The organism is Reyranella sp. (assembly GCF_030651995.1).
Taxonomy (GTDB): domain Bacteria; phylum Pseudomonadota; class Alphaproteobacteria; order Reyranellales; family Reyranellaceae; genus Reyranella.
In genome coordinates this window covers 1-26,441 of the sequence record NZ_JAUSBN010000064.1, presented here as the reverse complement: position 1 = coordinate 26,441, position 26,441 = coordinate 1, and the positions used below count along the sequence as shown (strand labels likewise).

General features: G+C 66.7%; 25 protein-coding genes, 1 tRNA gene and 1 pseudogene. 22 read left to right on the top strand and 5 right to left on the bottom strand.

Features of this window, described 5'->3' with window-relative positions; genetic code table 11:
- Nucleotides 1-141, top strand: a 141-nt coding sequence (locus tag Q7V45_RS19630; RefSeq protein WP_370692630.1) for an integrase core domain-containing protein, incomplete at its 5' end; no start/stop codon positions are given.
- On the opposite strand, the gene bcp is transcribed toward Q7V45_RS19630, so the two are convergent.
- Together bcp and Q7V45_RS19620 are read right to left on the bottom strand one after the other, a co-directional pair.
- Nucleotides 138-602, bottom strand: a complete 465-nt coding sequence (gene bcp, locus Q7V45_RS19625) for a thioredoxin-dependent thiol peroxidase (protein ID WP_304855148.1) — start codon at nt 600-602, stop codon at nt 138-140. The genes Q7V45_RS19630 and bcp overlap by 4 nt on opposite strands.
- Nucleotides 599-3,541 carry a bifunctional [glutamine synthetase] adenylyltransferase/[glutamine synthetase]-adenylyl-L-tyrosine phosphorylase gene (locus Q7V45_RS19620; protein ID WP_304855147.1) on the bottom strand — a complete coding sequence of 981 codons (2,943 nt, stop codon included), beginning with the start codon at nt 3,539-3,541 and terminating at the stop codon, nt 599-601. The genes bcp and Q7V45_RS19620 overlap by 4 nt, the downstream gene beginning before the upstream one ends.
- 85 nt (nt 3,542-3,626) lie before the next feature.
- On the opposite strand from Q7V45_RS19620, the gene Q7V45_RS19615 reads away from it, so the two are divergent.
- Nucleotides 3,627-6,776 carry a DUF3971 domain-containing protein gene (locus tag Q7V45_RS19615; protein WP_304855145.1) on the top strand — a complete coding sequence of 1,050 codons (3,150 nt, stop codon included), beginning with the start codon at nt 3,627-3,629 and terminating at the stop codon, nt 6,774-6,776.
- A 6-nt stretch (nt 6,777-6,782) separates the two neighbouring features.
- Here Q7V45_RS19615 and tyrS read toward each other — a convergent pair whose 3' ends face one another.
- Nucleotides 6,783-8,036 (bottom strand): tyrosine--tRNA ligase, encoded by a 1,254-nt coding sequence (gene tyrS, locus Q7V45_RS19610; RefSeq protein ID WP_304855142.1) that lies wholly within the window; start codon nt 8,034-8,036, stop codon nt 6,783-6,785.
- A gap of 66 nt (nt 8,037-8,102) precedes the next feature.
- On the opposite strand from tyrS, the gene Q7V45_RS19605 reads away from it, so the two are divergent.
- Nucleotides 8,103-9,185: an anhydro-N-acetylmuramic acid kinase gene (locus Q7V45_RS19605; RefSeq protein WP_304855140.1), complete on the top strand. Its 1,083-nt coding sequence runs from the start codon at nt 8,103-8,105 to the stop codon at nt 9,183-9,185.
- Between the two features lie 14 nt (nt 9,186-9,199).
- Here the strand turns inward: Q7V45_RS19605 and Q7V45_RS19600 are convergent, their stop codons facing one another.
- The gene (locus tag Q7V45_RS19600) at nt 9,200-9,874 is read right to left on the bottom strand and encodes an alpha/beta hydrolase (RefSeq protein WP_068193634.1); all 675 of its coding nucleotides are present in this window, start codon (nt 9,872-9,874) and stop codon (nt 9,200-9,202) included.
- Nucleotides 9,875-10,113: 239 nt separating this feature from the next.
- On the opposite strand from Q7V45_RS19600, the pseudogene Q7V45_RS19595 reads away from it, so the two are divergent.
- The 19 genes and pseudogenes from Q7V45_RS19595 to Q7V45_RS19505 form a co-directional block, all read left to right on the top strand.
- Nucleotides 10,114-10,576 (top strand): annotated as a pseudogene (locus tag Q7V45_RS19595) (Rrf2 family transcriptional regulator); the annotation flags it as partial.
- 39 nt (nt 10,577-10,615) lie between these two features.
- Nucleotides 10,616-11,746, top strand: a complete 1,131-nt coding sequence (locus tag Q7V45_RS19590; protein WP_304855135.1) for a cysteine desulfurase family protein — start codon at nt 10,616-10,618, stop codon at nt 11,744-11,746.
- Nucleotides 11,747-11,764: 18 nt separating this feature from the next.
- Nucleotides 11,765-13,003 (top strand): IscS subfamily cysteine desulfurase, encoded by a 1,239-nt coding sequence (locus Q7V45_RS19585; protein ID WP_304855133.1) that lies wholly within the window; start codon nt 11,765-11,767, stop codon nt 13,001-13,003.
- Nucleotides 13,004-13,039: 36 nt separating this feature from the next.
- Entirely contained in the window at nt 13,040-13,432 is a 393-nt protein-coding gene (gene iscU, locus Q7V45_RS19580; RefSeq protein WP_304855130.1) for a Fe-S cluster assembly scaffold IscU, read from the top strand.
- Between the two features lie 21 nt (nt 13,433-13,453).
- Nucleotides 13,454-13,849 carry an iron-sulfur cluster assembly accessory protein gene (locus Q7V45_RS19575; protein ID WP_304855127.1) on the top strand — a complete coding sequence of 132 codons (396 nt, stop codon included), beginning with the start codon at nt 13,454-13,456 and terminating at the stop codon, nt 13,847-13,849.
- A 9-nt stretch (nt 13,850-13,858) separates the two neighbouring features.
- Nucleotides 13,859-14,371 (top strand): Fe-S protein assembly co-chaperone HscB, encoded by a 513-nt coding sequence (hscB, locus tag Q7V45_RS19570; RefSeq protein ID WP_304855125.1) that lies wholly within the window; start codon nt 13,859-13,861, stop codon nt 14,369-14,371.
- Nucleotides 14,368-16,263, top strand: coding sequence for a Fe-S protein assembly chaperone HscA (gene hscA, locus Q7V45_RS19565; RefSeq protein WP_304855123.1), 1,896 nt, complete (start codon nt 14,368-14,370; stop codon nt 16,261-16,263). The genes hscB and hscA overlap by 4 nt, the downstream gene beginning before the upstream one ends.
- 19 nt (nt 16,264-16,282) lie before the next feature.
- The gene (locus Q7V45_RS19560; RefSeq protein WP_304855122.1) at nt 16,283-16,618 is read left to right on the top strand and encodes a ferredoxin family 2Fe-2S iron-sulfur cluster binding protein; all 336 of its coding nucleotides are present in this window, start codon (nt 16,283-16,285) and stop codon (nt 16,616-16,618) included.
- 9 nt (nt 16,619-16,627) lie between these two features.
- Complete coding sequence (iscX, locus tag Q7V45_RS19555) at nt 16,628-16,834, top strand: Fe-S cluster assembly protein IscX (RefSeq protein WP_304855120.1); 207 nt, start codon at nt 16,628-16,630, stop codon at nt 16,832-16,834.
- Between the two features lie 72 nt (nt 16,835-16,906).
- On the top strand, nt 16,907-17,473 hold the full coding sequence (locus Q7V45_RS19550) for a hypothetical protein (protein WP_304855117.1): 567 nt from the start codon (nt 16,907-16,909) through the stop codon (nt 17,471-17,473).
- A 48-nt stretch (nt 17,474-17,521) separates the two neighbouring features.
- Entirely contained in the window at nt 17,522-18,037 is a 516-nt protein-coding gene (locus Q7V45_RS19545; RefSeq protein WP_304855116.1) for a hypothetical protein, read from the top strand.
- Nucleotides 18,038-18,082: 45 nt separating this feature from the next.
- Nucleotides 18,083-19,222, top strand: coding sequence for a tRNA 2-thiouridine(34) synthase MnmA (gene mnmA, locus Q7V45_RS19540; RefSeq protein ID WP_304855113.1), 1,140 nt, complete (start codon nt 18,083-18,085; stop codon nt 19,220-19,222).
- A 43-nt stretch (nt 19,223-19,265) separates the two neighbouring features.
- Nucleotides 19,266-20,264 carry a tripartite tricarboxylate transporter substrate binding protein gene (locus Q7V45_RS19535; protein WP_304855110.1) on the top strand — a complete coding sequence of 333 codons (999 nt, stop codon included), beginning with the start codon at nt 19,266-19,268 and terminating at the stop codon, nt 20,262-20,264.
- A gap of 37 nt (nt 20,265-20,301) precedes the next feature.
- A complete protein-coding gene (locus tag Q7V45_RS19530) occupies nt 20,302-21,567 on the top strand; it encodes an alkaline phosphatase family protein (protein ID WP_304855107.1) in 1,266 nt (421 codons plus the stop codon).
- 11 nt (nt 21,568-21,578) lie between these two features.
- Complete coding sequence (locus tag Q7V45_RS19525) at nt 21,579-22,364, top strand: ATP-grasp domain-containing protein (RefSeq protein ID WP_304855105.1); 786 nt, start codon at nt 21,579-21,581, stop codon at nt 22,362-22,364.
- Nucleotides 22,365-22,383: 19 nt separating this feature from the next.
- On the top strand, nt 22,384-22,941 hold the full coding sequence (locus Q7V45_RS19520; RefSeq protein ID WP_304855102.1) for a hypothetical protein: 558 nt from the start codon (nt 22,384-22,386) through the stop codon (nt 22,939-22,941).
- Between the two features lie 52 nt (nt 22,942-22,993).
- A tRNA-Met gene (locus Q7V45_RS19515) sits at nt 22,994-23,070 on the top strand.
- A gap of 81 nt (nt 23,071-23,151) precedes the next feature.
- Nucleotides 23,152-24,174 carry an NAD(P)/FAD-dependent oxidoreductase gene (locus tag Q7V45_RS19510; RefSeq protein ID WP_304855098.1) on the top strand — a complete coding sequence of 341 codons (1,023 nt, stop codon included), beginning with the start codon at nt 23,152-23,154 and terminating at the stop codon, nt 24,172-24,174.
- An 11-nt stretch (nt 24,175-24,185) separates the two neighbouring features.
- Nucleotides 24,186-24,929, top strand: a complete 744-nt coding sequence (locus Q7V45_RS19505) for a hypothetical protein (protein ID WP_304855096.1) — start codon at nt 24,186-24,188, stop codon at nt 24,927-24,929.
- A gap of 284 nt (nt 24,930-25,213) precedes the next feature.
- Here the strand turns inward: Q7V45_RS19505 and Q7V45_RS19500 are convergent, their stop codons facing one another.
- Nucleotides 25,214-26,203 (bottom strand): ABC transporter ATP-binding protein, encoded by a 990-nt coding sequence (locus Q7V45_RS19500; protein ID WP_304855093.1) that lies wholly within the window; start codon nt 26,201-26,203, stop codon nt 25,214-25,216.
- Nucleotides 26,204-26,441: the final 238 nt, after the last annotated feature.

The following is a 26,441-nucleotide window of genomic DNA, read 5'->3' as shown; positions in this document are numbered from 1 at the left end:
ACTTCAGACCAGCGTGCCCAAGAGCTGCCCTTCTGGATCCATCGCTATAACTGGCATCGACCTCACGGCGGCATCAAGGGTAAAACACCCATCAGCAGACTCGCCCTCGCCGAGGACAACCTGTTGAGGCTCCACAGCTAGAGCGCCTTGAGGGCTTCCTGGACCTCGTCGACGTGCCCGGCGACCTTGACCTTGCGCCAGATCCTGCGGACCACGCCGTCCGCGTCGATCAGGAAGGTGGCACGGTCGATACCCATGTACTTGCGGCCGTAGAGGCTCTTCTCGATCCAGGTTTCGTACTTCTCGCAGACCTTGCCGTCCTCGTCGGACACGAGGGGGAAGTTGAGTTCGTACTTGGCCTTGAACTTGTCGTGGCGGGCGATGCTGTCCTTCGAGACGCCGACCACCTGGGCCTTCAGCTTCTTGAAGGCGGCCGCGCCATCGCGAAAACCGCAGGCCTCGGTCGTGCAGCCCGGCGTGTCGTCCTTGGGGTAGAAATAGAGAACCACGGGCTTGCCGCGCAGCTCCGACAGTTTGAGCTTGCCGCCGCCATCGGTCGCTGCAGTGAAATCCGGGGCCTTCTTGCCTTCGATGACGCTCATTTCCTGCTCCTCGCTTGCCAGCCAGCAGCCAGGGCCGGCGCCTCCACGATGCGTTCGTATATAGCACGCACGGTCTTCGATTCGGCCTCGATTCGGGCGCGCAGGTCGGCGAGATCGGCGGCGCCCTCGGTGGCGGCGATCAGGCGCTGCTGGCCTTCGGGCGCCCGGGTCTCGTCGAAGGTGGCCTCGTCGCCGTTGAGGGTGAGGCGCAACAGGCTCTGGACGTCCGAAAGCAGCGTACGCGTGGCGCTCAGCCTGTCGGTATCCGCGAGGTCGATCAGATTCGCTGCCGCCATGCGCCGCAGCATTTCGGCCGGATGAGGATCAAGGATTTCTGGGTGGTCACAGGCGTGGCGCAGCGCGAGGTACTGCGAAACGAAGTCGATGTCGAACAGGCCCCCCGGAAGGTGCTTGAAGTCCCAAAGGCTCTTGGGCGGCGCATGCTGGGCGATGCGGTCGCGCATGTCGGCGACATCGCGGACCAGCGTCTGCGGATCGCGTGTGCGGCAGAGGGTGTGTTTCACGATGTCGGTCAGGCGTTCGACCAGCGCCTGCGGGCCGTGGATCACGCGCATGCGCGTCAGCGCCATGTGCTCCCACGTCCACGACGACTGCGCATGATAGTTCTCGAAACCCTCGAGCGAGTTGGCGAGGGGGCCGGAGCGGCCGGACGGCCGCAGGCGCATGTCGACCTCGTAGAGCGCGCCCTCGTTGGTGTGCGCGGTCAGCGCCGTCACCATCTTCTGGCTGAGGCGCGTGTAGTACTGGATGGGCGACAGTGGCTTCGGCCCGTCGGAAGCCTCCATGCCGGCCGGAATGTCGTAGACGAAGATGAGGTCGAGATCGGAGGTCGCCGACATCTCGCGACTGCCGAGCTTGCCCAGCCCCAGCACTGCGAGGCGCTGACCCTGGAAACCGCCATGGGTCTCTGCGAAGCGCCGTTCAACGCGATCGCACAAGGCGGAGATGGTGGCCGCGGCGATGTCTGAATAGGCGAGCCCGGCCTGGGCGGGCGTGACGATACGCTTGAGCTGCTGGACGCCTACCTGGAAGCGGCGGTCGTTGGCCCAGCGGCGGGCCAGATCGAGGATATCCTGCTCGTGGTCGACCCGGGCGAGCGTCGCCGACAGGTCCGCCGTCATCTCCTCGACCGGTGGAAGCGGGCGATAGAAGTCGGGCGACAGCACCGAGTCGAGCAGCAAGGTGCGGCGTGCGAGGTGAGCCGCCAGGCCCGGCGCGCTGCCCATGATCGTGGCCAGCAACTCGAGGAGCGCGGGGTTGGCCTTGAACAGGGAGAAGAGCTGTACGCCCGCCGGCAGGTTGCCGAGGAACAGGTCGAAGTTCAGCAGCGCCTGGTCGGGGGCGGCCGTGCCTCCCAACTCCTTGAGCAGGCCGGGCATCAGTTCGGTGAGCAGTTCTCGGGCGCGCGCCGTCGCGGTCGAACGGTATCGGCCGTGGTGCCAGCGGCGAACGATGCCGGCGGCAGCCGAGGCATCGCGGAAGCCGAGCGACTTCAGGGTCTCCAGTGTGCCGGGATCATCGTCGGTGCCGGTGAAGACCAGATTGCCGCCCGGGCCGGCAAGGCTCGGTGCTTCCTCGAAGAGCTTGGCGTAGTGGCCCTCGACCAGGCGCAGGGTTCCCAGCAGGGCGGCCTGGAACGCCTCCGACGTGTCGTAGCCCAGAAAGGTCGCGACGGCGCCGACGCCCGCTTCGTCGGCGGGGATGGAGTGGGTCTGCCGGTCGTCGATCATCTGCAGGCGATGCTCGACGCGGCGCAGGAAGCCGTAGGCCTCGATCAGCTCGTCCGCCGCCTTGGCCGTGATGTGACCGGCGGCCGCGAGCGCGCGCAGGGCGGGGCAGGTGGCGCGCAGCCTGAGCGTTGGGTTGCGGCCGCCGAAAATCAGCTGCTGGGTCTGGGCGAAGAATTCGATCTCGCGAATACCGCCGCGGCCGAGCTTCACATTGTGGCCCAGGACCTTCACTGTGCCGCCGCCACGGTGGGCATCGATCTGCCGCTTGATCGAATGGATGTCGTGGATCGCCGCAAAATCGAGATGCTTGCGCCAGATATAGGGCGTCATGTCGGCGAGGAAGGCCGCTCCCACGGCTTCGTTGCCGGCCACCGGATGCGCCTTGATCATGGCGGCGCGTTCCCAATTCTGGCCGACGCTCTCGTAGTAGAGTTCGGCCGCCTGAACCGACATGGCGAGCGGGGTGGAGCCCGGATCGGGGCGGAGCCGCAGATCGGTGCGGAAGATGTAGCCGTCGGCCGACGTCTCCGACATGAGCTGGACCAGCAAGCGTGCCGCGCGCACGAAATGGCGCGACAATTGGTCGTTGCCGGCCAGTGCCGGGGCATCGCGGTCGTAGAAGAGGATCAGGTCGATGTCGCTCGAATAATTGAGTTCGCCGGCGCCCAGCTTTCCCATGCCCAGGACCGTGAAGGCCGCGGCGTCGGGCGTTCCGCCGAGCGCGAGCTGTCCGTCGCGCTCGAGCTGGAGGAGGATCGAGTCGGTGAGGGCGCACAGGCAACCCGAGGCGAAGTCGCTGAGCTGGCCGGTGATGCGGTCGAGCGGCCAGGCCCCGGCGATGTCGGCGACGGCGACGGCGAGCGCCACGCGGCGCTTCAGGCGCCGGAGCCGCGAGGCAATCTCGGCCGGCATGGCGCCCGTCGAGGCTTCGCCTTGCACGGCGGCCAGTTCGGCTGTCAGGGCGGCGGCCGCGGCGTCCGGACCATGACGCCATAGATCGGTCATAAAACCCGGGCTCTGTAGGGCGGTTTCCGTCAGGTAGGGACTGTTGCCGAACAGCGCGTCGAGCAGCGCGATGGCCGCGGGATCGTCAGGCCGCGCGGCGCGCTCATCCCAGCGTGCCCACGCCACGGCTTGCCGCTCCGGGTCGTGCGGACTTGGCAGGCGGGCGGTCGAAATCCAAGACATTCAATGTGTCGACGGGTAAATTCTCATGTGCAGCGGCACGCTTGCCCAAGCGCGCCGCCATCGTCAAGGAACGGAAGAGTCGAGTTTGGTCAAGCGGACCTACCGGGTAGTTCTTCGCATTGCGGTCGGTCTGGTGCTTGCCACGACCGCTCTGGTGGTCGTCGCGGCACTGCGGCTGATGTCAGGCCCCGTCGACCTCGACTTCATGAAGCCGCGCATCGCCCGGTTGATCGACGCACCGGGCAATGACATCCATCCGGACTTCGACCGGATCTTCTTCGAGTGGAGCGGGATAAGCCGGCCGATCAAGCTGGCGTTCACGGGACTTCGATTCACCAACGGGCAGAATCAGGTCATCGCCACCGCACCCGAGGCGGCTCTGACGTTCGAGCCGCGGTCCGTGGTCCAGGGCATGCTCCTGCCGACTTCGATCGCGATCATCCGGCCCGTGATCGAGGCCGATGTCGCCCGCGAGGGCGGAGCCTTCCAGCGAATCTTCACGTCGCCGAAAGGTGGCGCGCAGGGAGAGGCGATATCGATCCTGGTCGACCAGCTGCTGGCGGAGCCCAACTACAAGTCGCTGATCGGGCAGCTCGATTCGGTGGTGGTCGAACGGGCAGACGTCACGATCCGGGATCTGAAGACGGGGCTGAGCTGGAATGCGCCGGAGGCCAGCGCCGAGCTGCGGCGCGACGCCGCCGGCGTGTCCATCACGGCCAATGCCCGGTTCGCCGGCCATGGCGACCCGGTCGACCTCTCGCTGTCCGGGGTCTACACGCGCGATCGCAGCCGGATTTCGCTCGAGGCCAAGGTCTCGGGATTCAAGCCCTGGATCTTCGCCGATCTTTCTTCCGACCTGGCGATTCTGCGTGGTGTCGACCTTGCCCTGTCGGGACGCCTGCAGATCGAGGGAACGGGCAAGGGCGAGGTCAAGACGGTGGCCGTCGAGATCAACGGCGCCAATGGCAGCGTGACCCTGCCGGGTATCCTGCCGGTGGCGCATCAGGTTCGCTCGATGGATGCGCGGTTCAGCATCGACAATGTGGCACACACTTCGAAGATCGAGCGCGTCGACTTCGATTTCGGTGCGGCGAGGGTGGTCGTCACCGGCGCCGGCCACCGCATCTCCGAAACCCGCCACTTCGCGGGCCGTGCCGAGATTCGGCGGATTCCGGTCGACAAGCTGGCTGACTACTGGCCGCTTGAGTTCGCCGAAGGCGGCCGCCGGTGGGCGATCACCAACGTCACGGCCGGGACCATCGACGTCGCCGCCGAGTTCGCGGCGAGCGCGCCCGTCGACCACATCGCCGACATCAAGATGGAGCGCATGGCGGCCTTTCTCGACTATGGCGGCCTGACTGTCCGGTACATGCCGCACATGCCCGAGATGCAGGATGTCTCCGGGAAGGCCCGCTACGAGAACGGGAATCTGCACTTCGACATTGCGCGCGGCGGCGCGGTCAACCTCAAGGTGACCGACGGCACGATCGACCTTACGGGGCTCGACAAGCCGGCGCCTCAGATGGCGGCGATCCGCCTGCCGATCACCGGCTCGGCGCAGGACATCATGCGCTTCCTCGCGCGGCCGCGGCTTGGCCTGCCCAAGGAAACACTCTACGACCATCGCCGTCTTGGCGGCCAGGTGGCGGTCGGTGTTTCGCTGAGCTTCCCGCTGATCGACGCGCTGACCGTCGCCGAGATCGACGTCGCGGCCGACGCGCACCTCACTGCCTTCTCGCTGAAGGACGTATTGGGAGACGTCGATCTCACTGATGCGACGGCGCGTGTAAAGTACGGCAATTCGGAGCTGAGTGTCGTGGGGCAGGGTAAACTCGACGGCAGTGTCGTCGACGTCACCTGGCGCGAGATGTTCGCGGCGAAAGCTCCGTTCCGCCGGCGCTATGACGTGAAGGGGACGGTCCCAGCAGGCCTCGTCGAGAAGGCCGGATTCCCCTCGATCGAACCCTACGTCGTCGGCCCGATCGGCACGACCCTGCATTATCAGGTCGCGACCAACGGGACCGGCGAGGTCGGCGGCCGCTTCGACATGAAGGCCGCGAAATTGGACGTGATCCCGCTGGCCTGGAGCAAGGAGGCGGGCACCGAGGCGCTCGCGACCATGACCCTCAAACTCGCTGCCGGCGGGAAGATCACGACGGCCGACTTCGATGGACGCGGCGGCGGACTGCAGGCCAAGGGGCAGGTACGATTCGGCGGCGACAGCAGCGTGCAGCAGATCAGCCTGCAGCAGGTCAAGATCGGCCAGACCGACATTGCCGTCGACTGGCGGCGCAACCCGGGCGGCGTCGACATTGCGATCAAGGGGCAGGCGCTGGAGCTGCAGCGTGTGCATGACATGCTGCGCAATCGCAACCAGGTCGCTGCCCGTGAGCCGAAAGGCGCGGCCTCGGTTTCGCGGACCAGCACCAAGGCTCAAATTCAGCTGCAGAACGTCATCGTGAAGCGTGGGTCTCTGGGCTATCTCAACGGTCGCCTCGAACTCGTTGGCGACAGGGTGGCCTCGGCCGACCTCACGATGGGCGGCGGCAAGGGAACGACACTTCGGGTAACACCGGCCGCCCAGGGCCGCACGCTGTTCTTCTACGTCGCCGACTTCGGCCAGCTGCTCACCGAAGCCGGCTGGATCGATGGGCTGGTCGGCGGCCATCTGCACATCGAAGGGAAGTTCAACGACACCTGGGCGGATCCGCCGCTCGAGGGCACGCTCAAGATGGGGCCCTTTCGACTCCAGAGGATGACGCCCCGCCGCGACATCGGCACGCTCAATTCGGCGATCGACGGATTGAACAGTGCGGGCAACGCGCTGCAGCAGTTCGACAGCCTGAGCGCCAACCTGACCAAGGCGGGGGACGTCATACAGATCCGCAACGGCCGTACCAGCGGCCAGTCGATCGGGCTGACGACGCAGGGCGTCATCGACCTCGGCAAAGACACCGTCCGGCTGAACGGCATCGTCGTGCCGGCCTTCGCGCTGAACAATCTCCTGTCCAACGTACCGCTGCTTGGGCCGCTCCTGACCGGTGGCAAGGACGGCGGCATGTTCGCCGTCTCCTACCAGCTTCATGGGCCGTTCGACGACCTGAAGGCCGACGTCAACATGATGTCGGCGATGGCGCCGGGGGCTCTTCGCGATGTCTTCAGTTCGCCATCCACCACCGGCAGGGAGGCGCCGGGTCAGCCCATCGGGTCCCCGGAGATGCAGCGCGCGCCCTGAGCGTCGCTAGATGGCGCGCACCAGGACGTGGCGCTTGCGCCCGGCCGAAAGCTTCAACGTCCCGTCGGCATCGAGATCGCCTTCACCCACCGTCGCCATGTCATTGGCGATCGGCTTGTCGTTCAGGCGACCGCCGCCGCCCTTGATGAGCTTGCGGGCCTCGTTCCTGCTTTCGGCAAGTCCGGCCTCGTGCATCAGCTCGAACGCAGCGATGCCGGCCTTCAGCTTGGCGCGGGGTAACTCGACCGTCGGCAAGGTATCCGCCTTGGCCCCTTCCTCGAAAGTGCGCCTCGCCGTCTCGGCCGCACTCTCGGCGGCCTGCCCGCCATGGGCGAGGGTGGTGACTTCCGTGGCCAGGATCTTCTTGGCCTCGTTGATCTCCTGGCCCTGCAGCGCTTCGAGTCGCGCCACCTCCGACAGCGGCAGGTCGGTGAAGAGCTTCAGGAAGCGGCCGACATCGGCATCCTCGGTGTTGCGCCAGTACTGCCAGAAATCATAGGGCGAGAGGCGTTCCGGATTGAGCCACACCGCGCCGGCGGCCGTCTTGCCCATCTTGGCCCCCGAGGCGGTGGCGAGCAGAGGCGAGGTCAGGGCGAAGAGTTCGGCCCCCTGCATGCGGCGGCCAAGATCGGCGCCCATGACGATGTTGCCCCACTGGTCCGAGCCGCCCATCTGGACGATGCAGTTGTGCCGCTTGTTCAGCTCCACGAAATCGTAGGACTGCAGGATCATGTAGTTGAATTCGAGGAACGACAGCGGCTGGTCGCGCTCGAGCCGCAGCTTCACCGAGTCCATGGTGAGCATGCGGTTGACCGAGAAGTGCCGGCCCACGTCGCGCAGCAGCGGGATGTAGAGCAGGCCATCGAGCCAGTCGGCGTTGTTGGCCATCACCGCGTCGGTCGCGCCCTCGCCGAAGGCAAGGTAGTTGGCGAAGCTCTTCCTGATGCTCGCCATGTTGGCGTCGATCTGCGCCGGCGTGAGCAGCTGGCGCGTCTCGTCGCGGCCCGAGGGATCGCCGACCTTGGTGGTGCCGCCACCCATCAAGGCGATCGGCTTGTGGCCGCACTTCTGCCACCAGCGCAGCAGCATGATCTGCAGCAAATGGCCGACATGCAGCGAATCGGCGGTGCAGTCGAAGCCGATATAGGCCGTGCGGACGCCGCTCGACAGCAGCTCGTCGAGGCGTGCGGTATCGCTGCACTGATGCACCATGCCGCGCTCGTGCACGATGCGCATGAAATCCGACTTGAAACCCGACATCTTCCGCTCGGTCCGTTGCTTGGCTGATTGTCCCTGAAGGCGGCGGGGGTGTAACACATTCCCCCAATGGCTTCATCTTTCCTGCGGGCCCTTGGCCTGATGAGCGGCACCTCTGTCGACGGTGTCGACGTGGCGCTGATCGAGACCGACGGCGAGCGCGTGGCTGCGTTCGGGCCGGCCCTGACGGTGCCCTATCCGGACGAGGCCCGTCGCGTCATCCGTGCGGCGTTCGGCGCCACGGTGGAGACGGAGGCGACGCGAGCGGCCGAGCAGGTCGTCACCCGAATGCACGTGGCCGCCGTGCGGGCGTGGGCCGCGAAGACGGGCATCGCGGCCGATACGCTCGACCTCGTGGGCTTCCATGGCCAGACCATCACGCACCAGCCCGACCGCGGCTTCACCTGGCAGATCGGCGACGGCGCCGCGCTCGCGCAGGCACTGGGCGTGCGGGTCGTCAACGACCTGCGCCGCGACGACGTGGCGGCGGGCGGGCAGGGGGCGCCGCTGGTGCCCGTCTATCACGCCGCTCTCGCGGCCGACCTGACGCGACCGCTTGCCGTCGTGAACATCGGCGGCGTAGGCAATGTGACCTGGATCGGCGCCGACGGGGCGCTGCTGGCCTTCGACACGGGCCCGGGCAACGGACCGATCGACGACTGGTGCGCGCGCCGGGCCGGGCAACGTTACGACAAGGACGGTGCGCTGGCAGCCGCGGGCGAGGTCGATCGTGGAAGGTTGGACCGCTTCGCCGAGCATCGCTTCTTCGCGAGGGTGCCGCCCAAGTCGCTCGATCGCGGCGACTTCAACGACGCCTGGGCCGAGGGCCTCAGCGTCGTCGACGGGGCGGCCACGCTGACGCGAGGCACGGCCCGCGCCATCGCGCTTGCGGCGAAGCATTTTCCGGCGCCGGTGTCGCAATGGGTGATCAGCGGAGGCGGCGCGCGCAATCCGACGCTGCTGCGGGCCATCGCCGAGGAAACGCGGGGCAAGGTGATGACGGCGGAGGATCTCGGATGGGACGGCGATGCGCTCGAAGCGCAGGCTTTCGCCTTTCTCGCGGTCCGTTCCCTGCGTGGGCTGCCGCTGACGTTTCCTGGGACCACCGGTGCGCCGCGTCCTATGACGGGCGGCCGGCTCAACGTCCCCTGATCAAGGAGCCCTGATCAGGGTTCCTTGTTGCTGGTCGCGCGACCCGGCGGATTGAGCAGGCTCTTGGCGACGTACTTGTCGACATCGACCGCGAGCTTGTCGAGCGAGTCGTGGAAGAAGTGGTTGGCGCCCTTGATGGTTCGGGACTCGACCGTGATGCCCTTCTGTAGCGACAGGCGCGCCACCAGCTTCTGGATGTCGGCCTGCGGCACGACCTCGTCCTTCTCCGCGCCGACGATCAGGCCGGAGGACGGGCAGGGAGCGAGGAAGGCGAAGTCGTAGGAATTGGCCGGCGGCGCCACCGAGACGAAGCAGTCGATCTCGGGCCGGCGCATCAGCAGCTGCATGCCGATCCAGGCGCCGAACGAGTAGCCGGCGATCCAGCACGACTTGGCGTCGGCGTTCATGCCCTGCAGCCAGTCGAGCGCCGCGGCGGCATCGGACAGTTCGCCCATGCCGTTGTCGAAGCGTCCCTGGCTGCGGCCGACGCCGCGCGTGTTGAACCGCAGCACAGAGAAGCCGCGATTCACGAAAACATGGAACAGCGAGAAGACGACCTTGTGGTTCATCGTCCCGCCATACTGTGGGTGCGGATGAAGGATCAGCGCGATCGGCGCGCGCTCTTCCTTGCTCTGGTGATAGCGACCCTCGAGGCGACCTTCGGGGCCGGTGAACATCACGTCAGGCATCGAGACTCCGGTTCTTCACCCTGATCGACCCTTTGGTCGTAACCGATCTGGCGGTTGTTTGCGGGGATTTTCGATACTTGACCAAACTGCTCGGATTAATTAAATCCGAGTGACGCAGTTGGTTTTTGCCTAGAACCCCTGTCTGGGGCGCTGGCATATCGTAGCAACGCCTTGGTTTTCAAGAACTTTAGGCGTTTCCATAGCGAGGACCGGCCGATTCCGGTCGTGAGGAGGATGCTGTGAAGCTCAGCACCAAGGGACGTTACGCCGTCATGGCGATGGTCGATCTGGCGCGCCACGCTCAGGTTAAGCCGGTTTCCCTGTCGGATATTGCCACCCGTCAGGAAATCTCCCTGTCATACTTGGAACAGCTTTTCGCGCGGCTGCGGCGGGCAGGCCTCGTGAAGAGCGTACGCGGTCCCGGCGGCGGTTATCGCCTGGCCAGGGGGTCGGCGGACACCAGGGTGTCGGAGATCATCCTGGCGGTCGACGAACCGATCAGCGCCACGCGCTGCACCGAGATGGGCGCGACCGGCTGCCGGGCCGACCGCAGCAAGTGCCTGACGCATGACCTGTGGGAAGAGCTGGGCAACCAGATTCATCTGTTCCTGAGCTCTGTGACCCTGCTCGACGTGCTGGAGCGCAAGCTCGCGCCCCGCTTCCTCGAGGCGCCAGCTGCGGCGAACGCGGCGGCGAACACCGAATCCTCGATGGCCGCGGCCAGCTAGTCCGGGACGTCCGATGTCGGCTGCCGCTTACCTGGATCACAACGCCACCAGCCCGCTGAGGCCGGTGGCGTTCGATGCCATGGTCGAAGCGCTGCGGGAAGGCGGCAATCCGTCGTCTGTCCACGGCGTGGGGCGCAGGGCACGGGCGATTGTCGACAGGGCGCGCCGCGAAGTCGCTGCCCTGGTGGGTACGCTGCCGGCCGAGACGATCTTCACGTCGGGCGGCACCGAGGCCAACAATCTGGCGCTGTCCGGTGCGGGGCGGCGGCGGGTGCTGGTATCGGCCATCGAACATGACAGCGTGCGCCGTGCGGCGCCGCAGGCGGAAATCCTTCCGGTCGATGGCGACGGTGTTCTCGATCTTGCGGCCTTGGAGCAGGCGCTCGCGGCGTCGGCCGAGCCGGCCCTGGTGTCTGTGATGCTGGCCAACAACGAGACCGGCGTTGTCCAGCCCATCGCCGACGTCGTGCGCTTGGCGCGGGCCGCCGGCGCGCTGGTCCATTGCGATGGCGTCCAGGGGGCGGGGAAGGTGCCGGTCGACCTCCATGGTCTCGGCGTCGACTATCTGAGCCTTTCGGCCCACAAGCTGGGCGGCCCCACGGGTGTGGGCGCGCTGGTGATCCGCAGCGGCGCGCCGCTGCGGCCGGATCTTCGGGGCGGAGGGCAGGAATCCAATCGCCGTGCCGGCACCGAGAATGTCCCGGGCATCGCCGGCTTCGGCGCCGCGGCCGCACAGGCGGCTGATGGTCTTGATGTCACCGCGCTCCGCGACCGGCTCGAATTAGCCCTTGTCCAGATTGCGGCCGGCGCCAAGGTTTTCGGTGTAAAGGCACCCAGGATTGCCAACACGACGTGCATTTCGATGCCGGGCGTACCCGCCGAAACGCAGGTCATGGCGTACGATCTTGCTGGTGTCTGCATCAGCGCGGGGGCGGCCTGTTCGTCGGGGAAGGTGCAGCGGTCGCCGGTTCTGGAGGCTATGGGCGTGCCTGCGGCGGAAGCCGGCTGCGCGATCCGGATCAGCCTAGGCTGGAATAGCACATCCGCCGACATCGAGCGCTTGATCACGGCATGGCAGAACCTATATACCCGAGTAAGACAGTCGGATATATCCCACACCGATTCTAGGGCCAGGGCAGCGTAGGAGTAACGAGGGGTTAGCATGACAGCCATTACCCAAATCCGGCGCAACGACCAGCCGATCTACCTCGACTATCAGGCCACGACGCCGATGGATCCGAGGGTGCTCGAGGCGATGATGCCCTACTTCACCCACAAGTTTGGCAATTCGGGCTCGCGCAGCCATGCCTATGGCTGGGAAGCCGAGGAGGGCACCGAGAAGGCGCGCGCCCAGGTCGCGAAGCTGATCGGTGCCGACGAAAAGGAAGTGATCTTCACTTCCGGCGCGACCGAGTCGAACAACCTCGCGATCCGCGGCGTGGCCGAGTTCTACAAGGACCGCAAGAACCACATCATCACCACCGTCACCGAGCACAAGTGCGTCCTCGATACCTGCCGCCATCTCGAGCAGCAGGGTTTCGAGGTGACCTATCTGCCGGTCCGCCAGGACGGGCTGCTCGATCTCGACGTGCTGCGCGCGGCGATCACCGACAAGACGGTGCTCGTCTCGGTGATGGCAGTGAACAACGAGATCGGCGTCATTCAGCCACTGGCCGAGATCGGCAGGATCTGCCGCGAGAGGAAGGTGTTCTTCCATACCGACGCCGCCCAGGCTGCCGGCAAGATTCCGCTCGACGTCGAGGCGCTCAACATCGACCTGATGAGCATCTCGGGCCACAAGATCTATGGTCCCAAGGGCATCGGTGCGCTCTACGTCCGCCGCAAGCCGAGGGTGCGCCTGGTGCCGATGATCGTCGGCGGCGGCCAGGAGCGCGGCTTCCGGTCGGGTACCTTGCCGACGCCGCTCTGCGTCGGTCTGGGCGAGGCGGCCGAGATCTGCATGAAGGAGATGGACGACGAGGCCAAGCGGCTGAAGAAGCTTCAGGAGCGCATGTTGAACGGGCTGCGCGCCAAGCTCACGGACATCGTCGTCAACGGCGATCTGGAACACCGCATTCCGGGCAACCTCAACATCAGCTTCGCGTATGTGGAAGGCGAGTCGCTGATGATGGGCATCAAGAATCTGGCCGTGTCCTCCGGCTCGGCCTGCACGTCCGCCTCGCTCGAGCCCAGCTACGTGCTGCGCGCGCTCGGCGTGGAGGAGGAGATGGCCCACACTTCGTTGCGCATCGGCCTCGGCCGCTTCACGACGGAGCATGAGGTCGATACGGCGGTCGACGAGCTGGTGCGACACGTCAACAAGCTGCGCGAGATGAGCCCGCTCTGGGAGATGGCCCAGGAAGGCATCGACATCAAGTCCATCGAGTGGGCCGCCCACTGACGTATCGGGCGCCGCTCGACAATTGAGGAGAGAGTCATGGCTTACAGCGAGAAGCTGATCGATCACTACGAGAACCCGCGCAACATCGGCTCGTTCGACAAGACGGCCGAGGATGTCGGTACCGGTCTGGTCGGCGCGCCGGCCTGCGGCGACGTGATGAAGCTGCAGATCAAGGTCGGCGCCGACGGGCTTATCGAGGACGCCAAGTTCAAGACCTTCGGTTGCGGCTCGGCCATTGCCTCCAGCTCGCTCGTCACCGAGTGGGTGAAGGGCAAGACGATCGACGAGGCCGAGACGATCAAGAATACCGACATCGCGCGCCACCTGGCGCTGCCGCCGGTGAAGATCCACTGTTCGGTCCTCGCCGAGGACGCGATCAAGGCGGCGATCGCCGACTATCGCTCAAAGGCCACCAAGAAGGCCGAGTAGCTCATTTTCGGAGCCAATCGTATGACCACGACCACCGAAACCGCCAAGCCGGCAGCGCCTGCGACGCCGCGGCCGCGCCGTCCCCGTCCCAAGCTGATGAGTGTGACGCCGCTTGCTGCCGAGCGCGTGAAGGCGCTGATCGACGGTCGTGGCAAGCCGACGGCGGGCGTCCGCATCGGCGTGCGCACCAAGGGTTGCTCGGGCCTCAGCTATACGCTGGAGTTCGCCGACAAGCAGGAGCCGATGGACGAGGTCATCGAGGCCGAGGGCATCAAGCTCCTGGTGGATCCCAAGGCTTCGCTCTTCCTGATCGGCACCGAGATGGACTACGAGGAGGAGAAGCTCAAGTCGGGCTTCGTATTCCGGAACCCGAACGAGAAGGGCCGCTGCGGCTGCGGCGAATCCTTCCACGTCTGAAGCCAGGTCATGGATCATTTCGCGCGGCTGGGCCTGCCGGCGGCGCTCGACCTCGACGCGGCCGCGTTGGACAGGGCCTATTTCGCCCTCCAGCGGCAGTGGCATCCGGACCGCTTCGTGGCCAAGCCACCCGAGGATCGGGTGCGGGCGTCCGCCGAGGCCGCCTCGGTCAATGAAGCCTATCGCACGCTGAAGGACCCGCTGAGCCGCGCCTTCTACATGGCCGGGATGGCGGGTGTGGACCTGCCGGGCGACGGCAAGACGATCGACGACCCGGATCTGCTGATGGAAGCCATGGAAGCGCGCGAGGCGCTGCATGATGCCGACACGCCGGAAGCGGTCGACAAGCTGGCTGTCGAAGCGCGCCAGGACGTGCACAAGGCGCTGGCGGAGCTTGCGAGTTTGTTCTTGGCAAACGACAGGGCCGCCATCAGAAAGACGCTCCTTCGCCTGCGCTACCTCGACAAGTTCGCCGAGGAAGCGCGGGCTCGACGCATGAATATCGATCGGTCGAACGCATGACCTTGCTGGAGATCCACGAACCGGGCGAAACGCCCTTGCCGCATGCCGGCGAGGGCTCGCTGGCGGTCGGCATCGATCTCGGCACGACGAATTCGGTGGTCGCGATCGCGCGCGACGGAACGCCGGCGGCGCTGCACGACGAGACGGGCAGGGCGCTCGTGCCGTCGGTCGTGGCCTATCCCGAAGCGGGTGGCGTGCTGGTCGGCGACCAGGCGCGCGCCCTGGTGAGCAGTGAACCGCGCAACGTGGTGGCTTCGATCAAGCGCCTGATGGGGAGGGGAGCCGCTGACCTTCACGCCGTGGCGGGCGTGTTGCCCTACGAGGTCGAGCCGGGCACCGGACAGACCGACATGGTCAAGCTTCGCATCGGCGGAAGGGCGCGTTCGCCGGTCGAGATTTCGGCCGAGATTCTGAAGGCGTTGCGCGCCCGCGCCGAGGCCGCGCTGGAAAAGCCGGTCGAGCGCGCCGTCATCACCGTGCCCGCCTATTTCGACGATGCCGCGCGCACCGCGACCCGCGATGCCGCGCGCGTGGCCGGCCTCGAAGTGCTGCGGCTGGTCAACGAGCCGACGGCGGCCGCGCTGGCCTATGGCCTCGACAAGGGCTCCGAGGGACTCTACGCGGTCTACGATCTGGGGGGCGGCACTTTCGACTTCTCGCTGCTGCGGCTCGAGAAGGGCGTGTTCCAGGTGCTGGCCACCGGCGGCGATACGGCGCTGGGCGGTGACGACTTCGATCGCGCGATTGCCGAGCGCCTGCTGGAGGAACGCAAGGGTGATGGGCTTGCGGACGAGGTCGATGAGACGGCGGTGAAGGCGGCGCTCGCGCTTTCCCGGCACATGAAGGAACAACTTTCCGACCGCGACCAGACCTCGGGGCGTCTCGAGATCGCCGGCGTCCCGTCCTTCCACACGCTGACGCGCGAAGAGTTCGACGCGATGGTCGACAGCCACGTGGCGCGCACGCTCGAGATCTCCCGCAACGTGCTGGCCGATGCCGGTATGGGAGCGGCGGACGTCGAGGGAGTGGTGCTGGTGGGCGGCTCGACGCGCGTGCCGCTGGTGCGCACGAAGGTCGCCGGGATGATCGGCAAGCCGCCGCTGACCGACATCGATCCCGACGAGGTCGTGGCGCTGGGCGCCGCGTTGCAGGCCGAGGCCTTGACCGGCGGTGGCGACACGCTGCTGCTCGATGTGACGCCGCTGTCGCTCGGCCTCGAGACGATGGGCGGCATCGTCGAGAAGATCGTGCCTCGCAACACGCCGATTCCCGCTCAACTCGCCCAGGATTTCACGACCTACCAGGACGGCCAGAGCGCCATGTCGATCCATGTGGTCCAGGGCGAGCGCGAGATGGTCGCCGACTGCCGCAGCCTCGCACGCTTCGAGCTTCTGGGGATCCCGCCGATGACTGCCGGCGCGGCGCGCATCCGCGTGAGCTTCGCCGTCGATGCCGACGGGCTGCTCACGGTTGCGGCCGAGGAGCGGACGACCGGCGTGGCGCAGAGGGTCGAGGTGAAGCCGTCCTACGGGCTTAGCCACGAGGACATGGCCGACATGCTCTACGACAGCATGGACAACGCCGAGGCCGACATGAACCTGCGCCTCCTGACCGAGGCGAGGGTCGAGGCGAGGCGTGGCATTCTGGCGCTGGAGGCAGCCCTCGCGAAGGATGGCAAACTGCTGTCGGGCGAGGAGCGCGCGGCGATCGATGCGACGCGGGCGCGGCTGGAAACGGCGATGGAAGGCGAGAGTCGGGACGAGATCAACGCGGCGGCCGAGGCACTCGAGACGCTGTCCAAGCCCTTCGCGGAGCGGCGCATGGACCGCGGCATCCGCGAGGCGCTGTCGGGCATGTCGATGGGCGACCTGGAAAGCCGGGTCGGCGAGTAGCGGAGCAAGAGAGCGAGAGATGCCGAAGATGACGTTTGTCCTGCGGGACGGGACGCGCAAGGAAGTCGATGCACCGCTGGGCCTTTCGGTGCTCGAGATCGCGCATCGCAATCACATCGAGATCGAGGGCGCGTGCGAAGGCTCGCTCGCCTGTTCGACCTGCCATGTGGTGGTCGAGAACGTCTGGTTCGAGAAGCTCGCGCCCGCCAGCGACGACGAGGAAGACATGCTCGACCTTGCGTTCGGTCTCACGCACACGTCGCGACTGGGATGCCAGATCCGTATGAGCGAGGCTCTCGACGGGCTGGTGGTCAAGCTGCCGGCGGCGACCCGCAACATGATGGTCGACAAGTAGGAGAGGCCGATGGCCCGCAAGCTGCGCTGGACCGACGTGCAGGACATCGCGATCGAGCTCGAGGAGCGCCATCCCGACGTCGACAACGTCAACCTGCGCTTCACCGACCTGCATCGCTGGGTGATGGAGCTGCCGGATTTCGAGGACGATGCCACGCGCTCGAACGAGAAGATCCTCGAGGCGATCCAGGCCGCCTGGATCGACGAACGCGACTAGCGCCGGCGCTTGCCGGACGCCGCAATTTGGCCGGAAACATGGGCGACACATAATGCTCCGGGAGGGGTCCCCATGATCGCGACGAGAGTGCGTCCTCTGCTGCTGCCGCTGGTGCTGGCAGCGGGACTCGGCGCTTGTGCGTCCAATGCCGTGCAGCCCGGCATCGTGAGTTCGAGTGCGCCGGTTTATGGCAGTCCGTCGAACGTCCCTCCGCCCGGAGCGGCGACTCAGGTCGCCTACAGCACGCCGGTCGGTGGCCCCGGCCGCGTCGTCTCCATTCGCGAAGTCGGCCTAGCCGGTGGTGGCGGCTCCGGTGGTGGCAATGGCGCGCTGATGGGCGGTCTCATCGGCGGCAGTATCGGTGCTACGATCGGTGCAATTACCAGTCAGACGGCGGGGGGCGGCGTCGTGGGCCTCCTTCTCGGCGCCGTCGGTGGCGCGATCGCGGGCACCATTGCCGACGGTCAGCGCAGCGGGGGACCCGGCATCGAGGTCACCGTCCAGCGTGACGATGGGCAGAGCGTGACGGTGGCGCAGCGCGACGACGGGGACGTTCAGCTCGGTGACCGCGTACAGATCGTTCAGGATGGTCGCGGCGCTGCGCGCGTCGTGCGCGATACGTCGCGCAAACTGGATTGAACCCATTACCTTCGTTTAGATCGAATAGTGCGAAAGGTGTCCCTTCAGATGTTCCGCAATTGGCGCGTCGGCCTCGTGGTTCCAGCCATCCTTGCAACGGGATTGAGCGCCTGTAATGGCAGCAGCGGTGCCGTCCAGCCCGGCGTGGTCAACACGTCCGCGCAGGGCGCGAGCTATCGCGGCGAACAGGGACGGGTGATCTCCATTCGCGAAGTGCAGGTTCGCGGAGGCAGAGGCTCGGGCGTGAGCGACGGCACGCTGATCGGCGGCGGCCTGGGCGCCGTCGGTGGGGCCGTGGCCGGTGGCGCGATTACCAACTCGGCGGGGGGCGCCGTGGTCGGCGGTCTGCTGGGCGCCGTAGCGGGCGGCATTGCCGGGACGGCGGTCGATCAGAATGCACCTCGGCGCGGCATCGAGGTCACCGTCCAGCGCGACGATGGGCAGCGCGTGACGGTGGCGCAGCCCGACGATGGCCAGATCCAGATGGGCGACCGTGTCGCCATCGTCTACGACCGCAACGGCGTCGCCAAGGTCGTGCGCGACAGCGGCTACCGTCGCGACTAGCCGCGGCTGGCGGCGGCCGGGAGCGACGCCTATATAGGCCCCGCCATGTCCCGCTCGTCCGTCCTGAATTCCCTCGGCATCGACAAGGCGCCCGCGGACACCCGCGTGGTGGTCGCCATGTCGGGTGGCGTCGATTCGTCGGTGACGGCCGCGCTCCTCAAGGAGCAGGGCTATGACGTGGTAGGCGTTACGCTCCAGCTCTACGACCACGGCGTTGCGGTGGGGAAAACAGGGGCCTGCTGCGCCGGCCAGGACATCCAGGACGCGCGCCAGGTCGCCGAGCGCCTGTCGATTCCGCACTACGTGCTCGACTACGAGAGCCGCTTCCGCGCCGAGGTGATGGAGTCCTTCGCCGATGCCTATGCGCGCGGCGAGACGCCGGTGCCGTGCATCGCCTGCAATCGTACCGTCAAGTTCCGCGACCTGCTGAAGACGGCCCGCGAACTGGGCGCCGAGGCCCTGGCCACCGGCCACTATGTCCGTCGCGTGATCGGCGAGGCGGGCCCGGAGCTGCATCGCGGCGCAGATCCGGCGCGTGACCAGAGCTATTTCCTGTTCGGCACGACGCGCGAGCAGCTCGACTTCCTGCGCTTCCCGCTGGGCGATCTCCCCAAGAGCGAGACGCGCGCGCTGGCCGGGCGCTTCGACCTCGTGGTCGCGGACAAGCCCGACAGCCAGGACATCTGCTTCGTGCCCAACGGCAACTATGCGTCGGTCGTCCAGAAGCTGCGACCTGAAGCCGTCGAGCCGGGCGACATCGTCGACATGGCGGGCACTGTCGTCGGCCGCCACGAGGGCATCGTGCGCTACACGGTCGGACAGCGGCGTGGCCTCGCGTTGAGCGGGCGCGACGGCACCGACAACGATCCTCTGTATGTCGTGCGACTCGAGCCGGCATCGCGGCGCGTCGTCGTGGGACCGCGTTCGGCGCTCGGCCGTGACGAGATCACGCTGTATGACGTGAACTGGCTTGATTCTCCTCACGAGGGGCGTCTGCCAGTGCAGGTCCGCGTGCGCTCCAGCCAGTCCCTGCGTCCTGCCGAGATCGAGCTGACGGAGGAGGGGGCGCTCGTGCGCTTCGCCGAGCCAGAAGTTGGCGTGTCGCCGGGACAGGCCTGCGTTGTCTACGATGCCGCGACAGGCAGTCGCGTGCTGGGCGGCGGCTTCATCCGACGCTCTCCATAAATCCGTAACCGCCGCGTCACCGGTTGCCCGGATAAGGCCGGGCATGACGAGCGACATCACCCAGCGTCCCTTCTCGCGTCGCGATTCCCTCGCGGCGCTCCTTCTGGCCTTTTCGGCAGCGGCGCCCTCGGCGGCGCGGGCGGACACCTACCCCGCCAAGCCGGTCAAGCTGATCATTCCCTATCCGCCGGGCGGCGGCACCGACATCACCGGGCGCGCGATGGCGGCACGTCTGTCGGACCTGCTCGGCCAAACGGTGGTCATCGAGAACAAGCCCGGCGCCACCGGCATGATCGGCGCCGCGAGCGTCGCGAAGGCGCCGGCCGACGGCTACACCGTGCTCTTCGGCGCGGCGAGCGAGATGGCGATCAACGCCAGCCTGTTCAAGAACATGACCTACGACCCGCGCACCGACTTCGAGCCGGTGACGCTGGTGGCGACCTTCCCGCTGGTGTTCGTCGCGCCGGCGAACACGACGCAGTCCCTCCAGGAGCTGATCGAAGTCGCGCGCGCCAAGCCCGGTACCGTCAGCTACGGATCGATCGGCAGCGGCAGCCCGCAGCATCTCGCGGCCGAACTCCTGTCGAGCATGGCCAAGGCCAAGTTCCTGCACATCCCCTACAAGGGCTCGGGCCCGCTGGTGCAGGATGCGGTGGGCGGGCACATCAACATGGCCGTGAGCAGCGTGCCGCCGGCCGTGCCGCTGGTCCGCTCGGGCAAGCTGCGCGCGCTCGCCGTGACCTCGGCGGTGAGGTCGGAGGCGCTGCCGGACGTCCCGACGATGGCCGAGTTGGGCTTCGCCGGCTACGAGTTCAACACCTGGGTCGGGGTCGCCGTGCCGAAGGGTACCTCGAAGGAGATCGTCGACAGACTGCGCGTCGGCCTGGTCGGCGCGCTCGCGGCCGCCGAGGTGCAGAGCGCCTTGCGCGACCAGGGAGCGGTGCCCGTCGGCTCGACGGCCGAACAGTTCCGCCAGTTCGTGCGCGACGAGGTGGCCAAGAGCGATCGCATCGTTTCGCAGGCAGGCATCCAGCCGGAATGACGATTCCCCGGGGCCGGGCATGGTCTATCATGGTCTCATGAATGCTTCCCGGCCCCGCAGGGCGATCCTGATCGTGTGCGACGGCCTCGGCGCCGAATGGGTCAGCGAGACCTACACGCCGACCCTGGCGCGCCTGCTGGCCGGGCATCGACGTGCCGGCGACCATCGCGCGGTCTTTCCCTCGGTCACGCGCGTCTCTGCCGCCTCGATCGCGACGGGCTGCTTTCCCGGACGACACGGGCTCGAAGGCAACCAGATGGCGCTGGTCGAGGCGGGCCGGATCACCGTTCACAATGTCGGCGCGCCGTCCTTCCGCCAGACCATGCGCCGCGTGACGGGGCGCACGCTGCGTGTTCCCACCATGGCCGAGCGGCTGGCCAAGTCGGGCGGCCAGATCGCCTATTCGAACGTCTCTCCCGGCGCGGCCTATTTTCTCGATCCCGATCATTTCGGCACGGTGCTGCATCGGGCCGGCTCGTTCGGCCCCGGCGGCACCTCGCTCACCGGCGACGCCCATCTCGACGTGAGCCACGATCTCGACGGCGACATCGAGATGACGCGACGCTTCTGCGCGGAGGTCGTACCATCTGACGGCTTCCGGCTGGCCATCCTGTGGCTCGCCAATCCCGACCTCACCCTGCACCACGATCCGTTGGGCTCGCCCGCGCATCTCCGTGCGCTGGAGGTCACCGACCGGTTGGTGGCGCAGGTCATCGAGACGGTGGAGGAACATCAGGACCGGTTCGACACGTTGGTCGTGGTCGGGTCGGACCACGGCCACGAAACGATCGGCCGGTCCATCCATATCGGCAATTGGCTTGCCGAGAACGGCCTTGAGGCCGACCTGAAGGAAGGCCGCATCGGCGTCGCTTCGCAGGGCACGTCGGCGTTGATCTACGCGACCGGCGCGACGAGGGCGGCCGTCGAGGACCTGTTGCCGAAGATGCTGCAGGAACCGTGGGCCGGCTCGATCCTGACCGGCGAGGCGCTCGCCGCGACCGGCCTGACGGCCGACGCGCTGGTGGCCGCCGTGGACACCGCACGTCACGACGAGAACAACGACCATGGCGTCCGCGGCACGCGCTGGCTGGTCGAGGACGGTGAGGGCGTGCCGGAAATCGGCTGCGGCCATCATGGCGGCCTGGGGCCGGCCGAAACCCGACCGTTCCTGACCTTCATCCATCCCGAATGCGGCCAGGGCGAGGCCGGCCGCCCGACCAGCCTCGTCGACATCGCACCGACCATCCTGCGCTTCCTGGGGGAGGCGGTGGACGACATGGACGGCGCCCCGCTCAGCGCCTAGTTCTGTCGGCGATGCATTGGATCATCCAGAATGCGATGCGGACCGAGCCAGGCGTTCGCGAACTCGCCGAGACTTTGCCCCGACTGGGTATCCCGCACAGCTTCCATGACCTGGGCGATGACTGGAAGCTGGTGCCGGAAGCGAACCCGGCTGGAAATGTCATCGTGATCGGCGCCTATGCGATCCGCCATGAAGCGCGGCGAAAGGGCTGGATTCCAGGCGTATTGGAGGTGGAACACGACCATCTCGCCTATGTCCGCACTTGGGGCGACGCCATGCTGAACGCGGCGGCTGCTGTGTGGCGCTTCGGCGACGTGCCGCTGTCCTCCCTGCCTGACCGGTTCTTCTGCCGGCCCGCCGAGGACAACAAGCTGTGGAAGGCCGGGCCCACGAGACGGGACGAATTCCTGGAATGGCACGCCCAGGTGAGGAAGCTGTGGGACGAGCCGGAAGTGGAGTCCTCCATCCAGCCCGATACGCGCATCGTCATCGGTCCGTTGAGAGAGATCGCCGAGGAGCACCGGTTCTGGATCGTCGACGGCCGGGTGGTCACCAATTCCCTCTACAAACGCGGTGAGCGGGTGATCTACGAGAACTACAGCGATCCGGAGGTCGTCGCGTTTGCGGAGAGCATTGCGGCTGATCCCTGGCAGCCGCAACGGGCCTACGCTTTGGACATCAGCGTAGGGCCGAGCCGTGACCTGCACGTGATCGAGGTCAATAATCTGGGTTCGGCCGGGCTGTACGCGGCGGATATTCGGAAGCTGGTCGCCGCCATTGAGGAAATGGTATTCTAGCGAGGAGCATCGAGGCCCGATGATGTCCAAGCACTGCATCCTCGTCGTCATCGGCATTTGCCTCGCCGCCTGTTCGCCCCGCGCCCGGCCAGTGGATCCAAATTCCGATGTCGTCTTCGTTCCTTTGGGCGAGGAGCCAACAAGCGACCGGCATCCCGAACGGGTGGCGACTGGCATGTCTCGCGAACAGGTCGAAGCCATCATGGGGCCGAGCGTGGAGACATGCTGGATTTACACAGCAGGCAACGCGAGCCAAAGGATCTGTTTTCGAAGAGACAAGGTCACGGTCATCGCGAGGACAGAGCATGTGCCGGGAACAGATCGCGCTTTTGTCGACGCCACCTTTGCGACTGATGCATCGAATTCCGAACCTGTGCCGCCAGGCCAATTGGCCATCGGCGCATCAAGGGAGCAGGTGCGACGGCTGCTGGGTTCTCCCCAGACGACCAGAGAGCAATACGACGTGGGAACCGGCTATCGAGCGACGTTCGAAAATGGCCGGTTGACCCGATTCGAGCGCATTCCGGTGCCGCCCGCACACGGGATCAGCGGGACGCGCCCGGGAGCGCGGCCCTAGCCGCGCCTTTCTTGACAGATTACGGCCCCGCCGCATAAAAGCGCCCACCCATGGCTGGGTAGCTCAGCTGGTTAGAGCACGGCACTCATAATGCCGGGGTCGGCGGTTCAAGTCCGCCCCCAGCTACCAATTCCGGCCCCCGGTTCTGCGCCTTCCAAGTGTGCGGCCGGGGGCCTTTCATTTGCGCATCACCTGCGCCAATTTGTGACCATGGCCACCGGACACACGCAGCAGACCGACGTCATCATCATAGGGGCGGGGCCGGTCGGGCTCTTTTCCGTATTCGAGTGCGGCATGGTCCGCCTCAACTGCCATATCGTCGACGTCCTGGACGATCCCGGCGGCCAATGCACGGCGCTGTATCCCGAAAAGCCGATCTACGACATTCCGGGCTTTCCCCGCATCGAAGCGGCCGAGCTGATCGTCCGGCTGAAGGCGCAGGCGGCGGCCTTCCGGCCGGTCTATCACCTGGGCGAGCAGGTCCAGGCGCTGGAGCCTCTGACCGGTGGCTTCTGGCGGCTGACGACATCAAAGGGCACCGTGCTGCAGGCCAAGGCGGTGATCATCGCCGCCGGCGTCGGTGCGTTCGGCCCCAACCGCCCGCCACTGCCGGGCATCGAGGCCTATGAGGGCCGGAGCGTCTTCTACTACGTCACCCAGCGCGAGACCTTCCGCGGCAAGCGGGTGGTGATCGCCGGCGGCGGCGACACCGCGGTCGACTGGGCGCTGTCGCTGGCTGAGATCGCGGCCCGTGTCTCGGTGATCCACAGGCGTGACAGGTTCCGCGCTGCGCCCGACAGCGAGGCGCGGCTCAAGGCGCTGGCGAAGGCGGGCAAGATCGACCTCGTGGTGCCGTACCAACTTCACGGGCTCGAAGGCGACAACGGCCAGCTCACCGCTGTCACGGTCGCCACCCTCGAAGGGGCAACGAAGCGCATCGAGGCCGACGTGCTGCTGCCGTTCTTCGGCCTGTCGATGTCGCTGGGGCCGATCGCCGACTGGGGGCTCGCGCTCGAGCGCAACCAGATCGAGGTCGATCCTGCGACGGCGGCGACGAACAAGCCCGGCATCTTCGGCGTAGGCGACGTCGTCACCTATCCGGGCAAGCTCAAGCTGATCCTGACCGGCTTCGCCGAAGCCGCGATCGCCGCCCGCTCGGCCTATGCGCTGATCCATCCCGAGACGCCGCTGCACTTCGAGTATTCGACGACCTCGGGCGTGCCGGACGCCTAAGAGACGCCCGCTTGGACGTTTTCTGTTCCGATTCGGAGCTCGGCTATCTCCGGAGCCGGACGCGGTTCGCTGCCGGAGAGAAGCTCCGGCTCGACGAGGCCTATCGTCTCGCGCACCTGCCTCTGATCGCACCGGACCATCCTGACATCATCCACTCGCGGCCTGGCGCGTCCTATCGCAGGGGGCGACACGAGCGCATTTTCTCGCTCGTGTTGCCTGTCCCTCCCGATGCGCTGGAGAAGTCTGCCTCGTATCAGGAGCTGGAGCGCGACCTCAGGCACTCGCCCTTCGCGAACAAGGTCGCCTGGGACCTCCTGCCGAAGCGTCGCGACAAACTCCATGCAACGATCTGCGGATCTCTCTCGAAGGATCTGCCGTACCGCATTTCCGACGACGCGAGGGCCGCTCTCAGGCAGCTCGGTCCGTTGCGTGTCGAGGTGCGCGGCCTGTTCTCCGGCAACATCAACGTTGGCCGGCTCTATCTGCGCGTCTACCCAGAGTGTAGGAACGGCATGAACCTGCTGCGCCGGATCCAGCGGAGTCTCGGTAGGCCGGAAACGGATCTCTACCTCGTGGGTCTCTACAATCTCACCGATCACCTCGAGGCCGCCGAAGCGGAAGAGCTGCAGGAGATCGTCGCGCGATGGTGGGACAGGCCGATCCTCACGCTCGACGTGAACTGCCTCTGGCATCTCGGATCGTCTGACGATCTCGTGCTGGACTCTTTCGTCGAGGAAGTGATTCCACTCGATTGACCGTCGTTCCGACCGGGCCGCGGCGGCGCCCGCCCTGAGACATCCGAGGCTCCAGGTTCGTTGGTTTTCGAGAAAAGACGAAATGTCCCTCACTGCGTTCGGGATGACAATCTTGTTGGGATTTGCGCGGTGCGCCGATCAAACGCCGATGTCGCCCCGAACGCAGTAAGGGATATTTGGCGAGGGGAGGCCCTTTTCCGTTCAATTGTTTCGTTTATTTCGTTTGTTGCGTTTATGCCCTGGAAAATGCCGCCGCAGGCCCGGAACAAGCCTGCGGTCGACGCCTACGCCGCCACGGAGAGCTTGCGCAGGGCGGCCAGCCGGCGGGCGTAGGGCGGATCGTTCTCCGGCACCAGGGCGGGCGGCACGATGCTCTCGGCGAAATGGCAGGCCACGACCTGGCCTTCGGCGCCGGCGCCATCCTCCAGGGGGCGCAGGAGGGGTTCCTCCTCGCGGCAGCGGTCCTGGGCGTAGGCGCAGCGCGTGTGGAAGCGGCAGCCCTTGGGCGGGTTGAGCGGGCTCGGGACGTCGGCGAACAGCAGGCCGACTGGCGCCTCCTCGACGATGCGGCCGGCATACATGACGATCACGCGATGGGCGATCTCGGCGACCACGCCGAGATCGTGGGTGATCAGCATGATGGCGGCGCCCGTGCGCTCGCGCAGGTCGCGCAGCAGGTCGAGAATCTGCGCCTGGATGGTCACGTCGAGGGCGGTGGTTGGTTCGTCGGCGATCAGCAGCTTCGGGTCGCAGGCCAGGGCCATGGCGATCATCACGCGCTGGCGCATCCCGCCGGAGAGCTGGTGCGGATACTCGTCGAGCCGGGTCTCGGGCGAGGGGATCTTCACCAGTTGCAGCATTTCCAGCGCACGGGCGCGCGCCGCGGCGGCGCTGAGCGAGCGGTGGAGCTGGACGGCTTCGATGATCTGATCGCCCACGGTCTGCACCGGGTTGAGGCTGGTCATCGGCTCCTGGAAGATCATGGCGATGTCGTCGCCGCGCACGGCGCGCATGTCGCTTTCCGGCAGGTCGAGGAGATTGCGGCCTTCCAGCCTGATCTCGCCCGCCGTGATCTTGCCGGGCGGGTTGGGCACCAGCCGCATGATGGAGAGCGAGGTCACGGACTTGCCGCAGCCGGATTCGCCCACGATGCCCAGTGTCTCGCCCGGCGCCAGCGAGAAGCTGATGCCGTCGACGGCCGCGAACGAGCTGCCGCCGGAGCGGAACTCCGTGCGCAGGCCCTTCACCTCGAGGAGCGGAGTATCCGTTGTCATCACTGCCGATCGTGTTCCTCTCCCCCGCCAGGGAGAGAGGCTAGGTGAGGAGGAGAGGCCGGGTGTAACCCCCTCACCCAACCTCTCCCCCCAGCGGGGGCTATCGGATTCACACATCTCATAGTCCGAGGGAGGCGCCGTATTTGATGGCGCGAAACTGATCGAGGCCGATGCGCATGACCTTCGGCCCTGGCTTGCCGTAGTAGCCGGTCCATCCTCCGAGTCTGGCAATGACCCA

What these genes read in the sequence shown, in the direction of transcription:
- Q7V45_RS19585 (WP_304855133.1), top strand. Translation starts at nt 11,765, where the DNA reads ATGACAGCCATTACCCAAATCCGGCGCAACGACCAGCCGATCTACCTC.
- Q7V45_RS19575 (WP_304855127.1), top strand. Translation starts at nt 13,454, where the DNA reads ATGACCACGACCACCGAAACCGCCAAGCCGGCAGCGCCTGCGACGCCG.
- Q7V45_RS19620 (WP_304855147.1), bottom strand. Translation starts at nt 3,541, where the DNA reads ATGTCTTGGATTTCGACCGCCCGCCTGCCAAGTCCGCACGACCCGGAG.
- hscA (WP_304855123.1), top strand. Translation starts at nt 14,368, where the DNA reads ATGACCTTGCTGGAGATCCACGAACCGGGCGAAACGCCCTTGCCGCAT.
- Q7V45_RS19600 (WP_068193634.1), bottom strand. Translation starts at nt 9,874, where the DNA reads ATGCCTGACGTGATGTTCACCGGCCCCGAAGGTCGCCTCGAGGGTCGC.
- mnmA (WP_304855113.1), top strand. Translation starts at nt 18,083, where the DNA reads ATGTCCCGCTCGTCCGTCCTGAATTCCCTCGGCATCGACAAGGCGCCC.
- hscB (WP_304855125.1), top strand. Translation starts at nt 13,859, where the DNA reads ATGGATCATTTCGCGCGGCTGGGCCTGCCGGCGGCGCTCGACCTCGAC.
- Q7V45_RS19545 (WP_304855116.1), top strand. Translation starts at nt 17,522, where the DNA reads ATGTTCCGCAATTGGCGCGTCGGCCTCGTGGTTCCAGCCATCCTTGCA.
- iscU (WP_304855130.1), top strand. Translation starts at nt 13,040, where the DNA reads ATGGCTTACAGCGAGAAGCTGATCGATCACTACGAGAACCCGCGCAAC.
- Q7V45_RS19535 (WP_304855110.1), top strand. Translation starts at nt 19,266, where the DNA reads ATGACGAGCGACATCACCCAGCGTCCCTTCTCGCGTCGCGATTCCCTC.
- Q7V45_RS19520 (WP_304855102.1), top strand. Translation starts at nt 22,384, where the DNA reads ATGATGTCCAAGCACTGCATCCTCGTCGTCATCGGCATTTGCCTCGCC.
- Q7V45_RS19525 (WP_304855105.1), top strand. Translation starts at nt 21,579, where the DNA reads ATGCATTGGATCATCCAGAATGCGATGCGGACCGAGCCAGGCGTTCGC.
- Q7V45_RS19500 (WP_304855093.1), bottom strand. Translation starts at nt 26,203, where the DNA reads ATGACAACGGATACTCCGCTCCTCGAGGTGAAGGGCCTGCGCACGGAG.
- Q7V45_RS19530 (WP_304855107.1), top strand. Translation starts at nt 20,302, where the DNA reads ATGAATGCTTCCCGGCCCCGCAGGGCGATCCTGATCGTGTGCGACGGC.
- Q7V45_RS19605 (WP_304855140.1), top strand. Translation starts at nt 8,103, where the DNA reads ATGGCTTCATCTTTCCTGCGGGCCCTTGGCCTGATGAGCGGCACCTCT.
- Q7V45_RS19550 (WP_304855117.1), top strand. Translation starts at nt 16,907, where the DNA reads ATGATCGCGACGAGAGTGCGTCCTCTGCTGCTGCCGCTGGTGCTGGCA.
- iscX (WP_304855120.1), top strand. Translation starts at nt 16,628, where the DNA reads ATGGCCCGCAAGCTGCGCTGGACCGACGTGCAGGACATCGCGATCGAG.
- bcp (WP_304855148.1), bottom strand. Translation starts at nt 602, where the DNA reads ATGAGCGTCATCGAAGGCAAGAAGGCCCCGGATTTCACTGCAGCGACC.
- Q7V45_RS19510 (WP_304855098.1), top strand. Translation starts at nt 23,152, where the DNA reads ATGGCCACCGGACACACGCAGCAGACCGACGTCATCATCATAGGGGCG.
- Q7V45_RS19590 (WP_304855135.1), top strand. Translation starts at nt 10,616, where the DNA reads ATGTCGGCTGCCGCTTACCTGGATCACAACGCCACCAGCCCGCTGAGG.
- tyrS (WP_304855142.1), bottom strand. Translation starts at nt 8,036, where the DNA reads ATGTCGGGTTTCAAGTCGGATTTCATGCGCATCGTGCACGAGCGCGGC.
- Q7V45_RS19560 (WP_304855122.1), top strand. Translation starts at nt 16,283, where the DNA reads ATGCCGAAGATGACGTTTGTCCTGCGGGACGGGACGCGCAAGGAAGTC.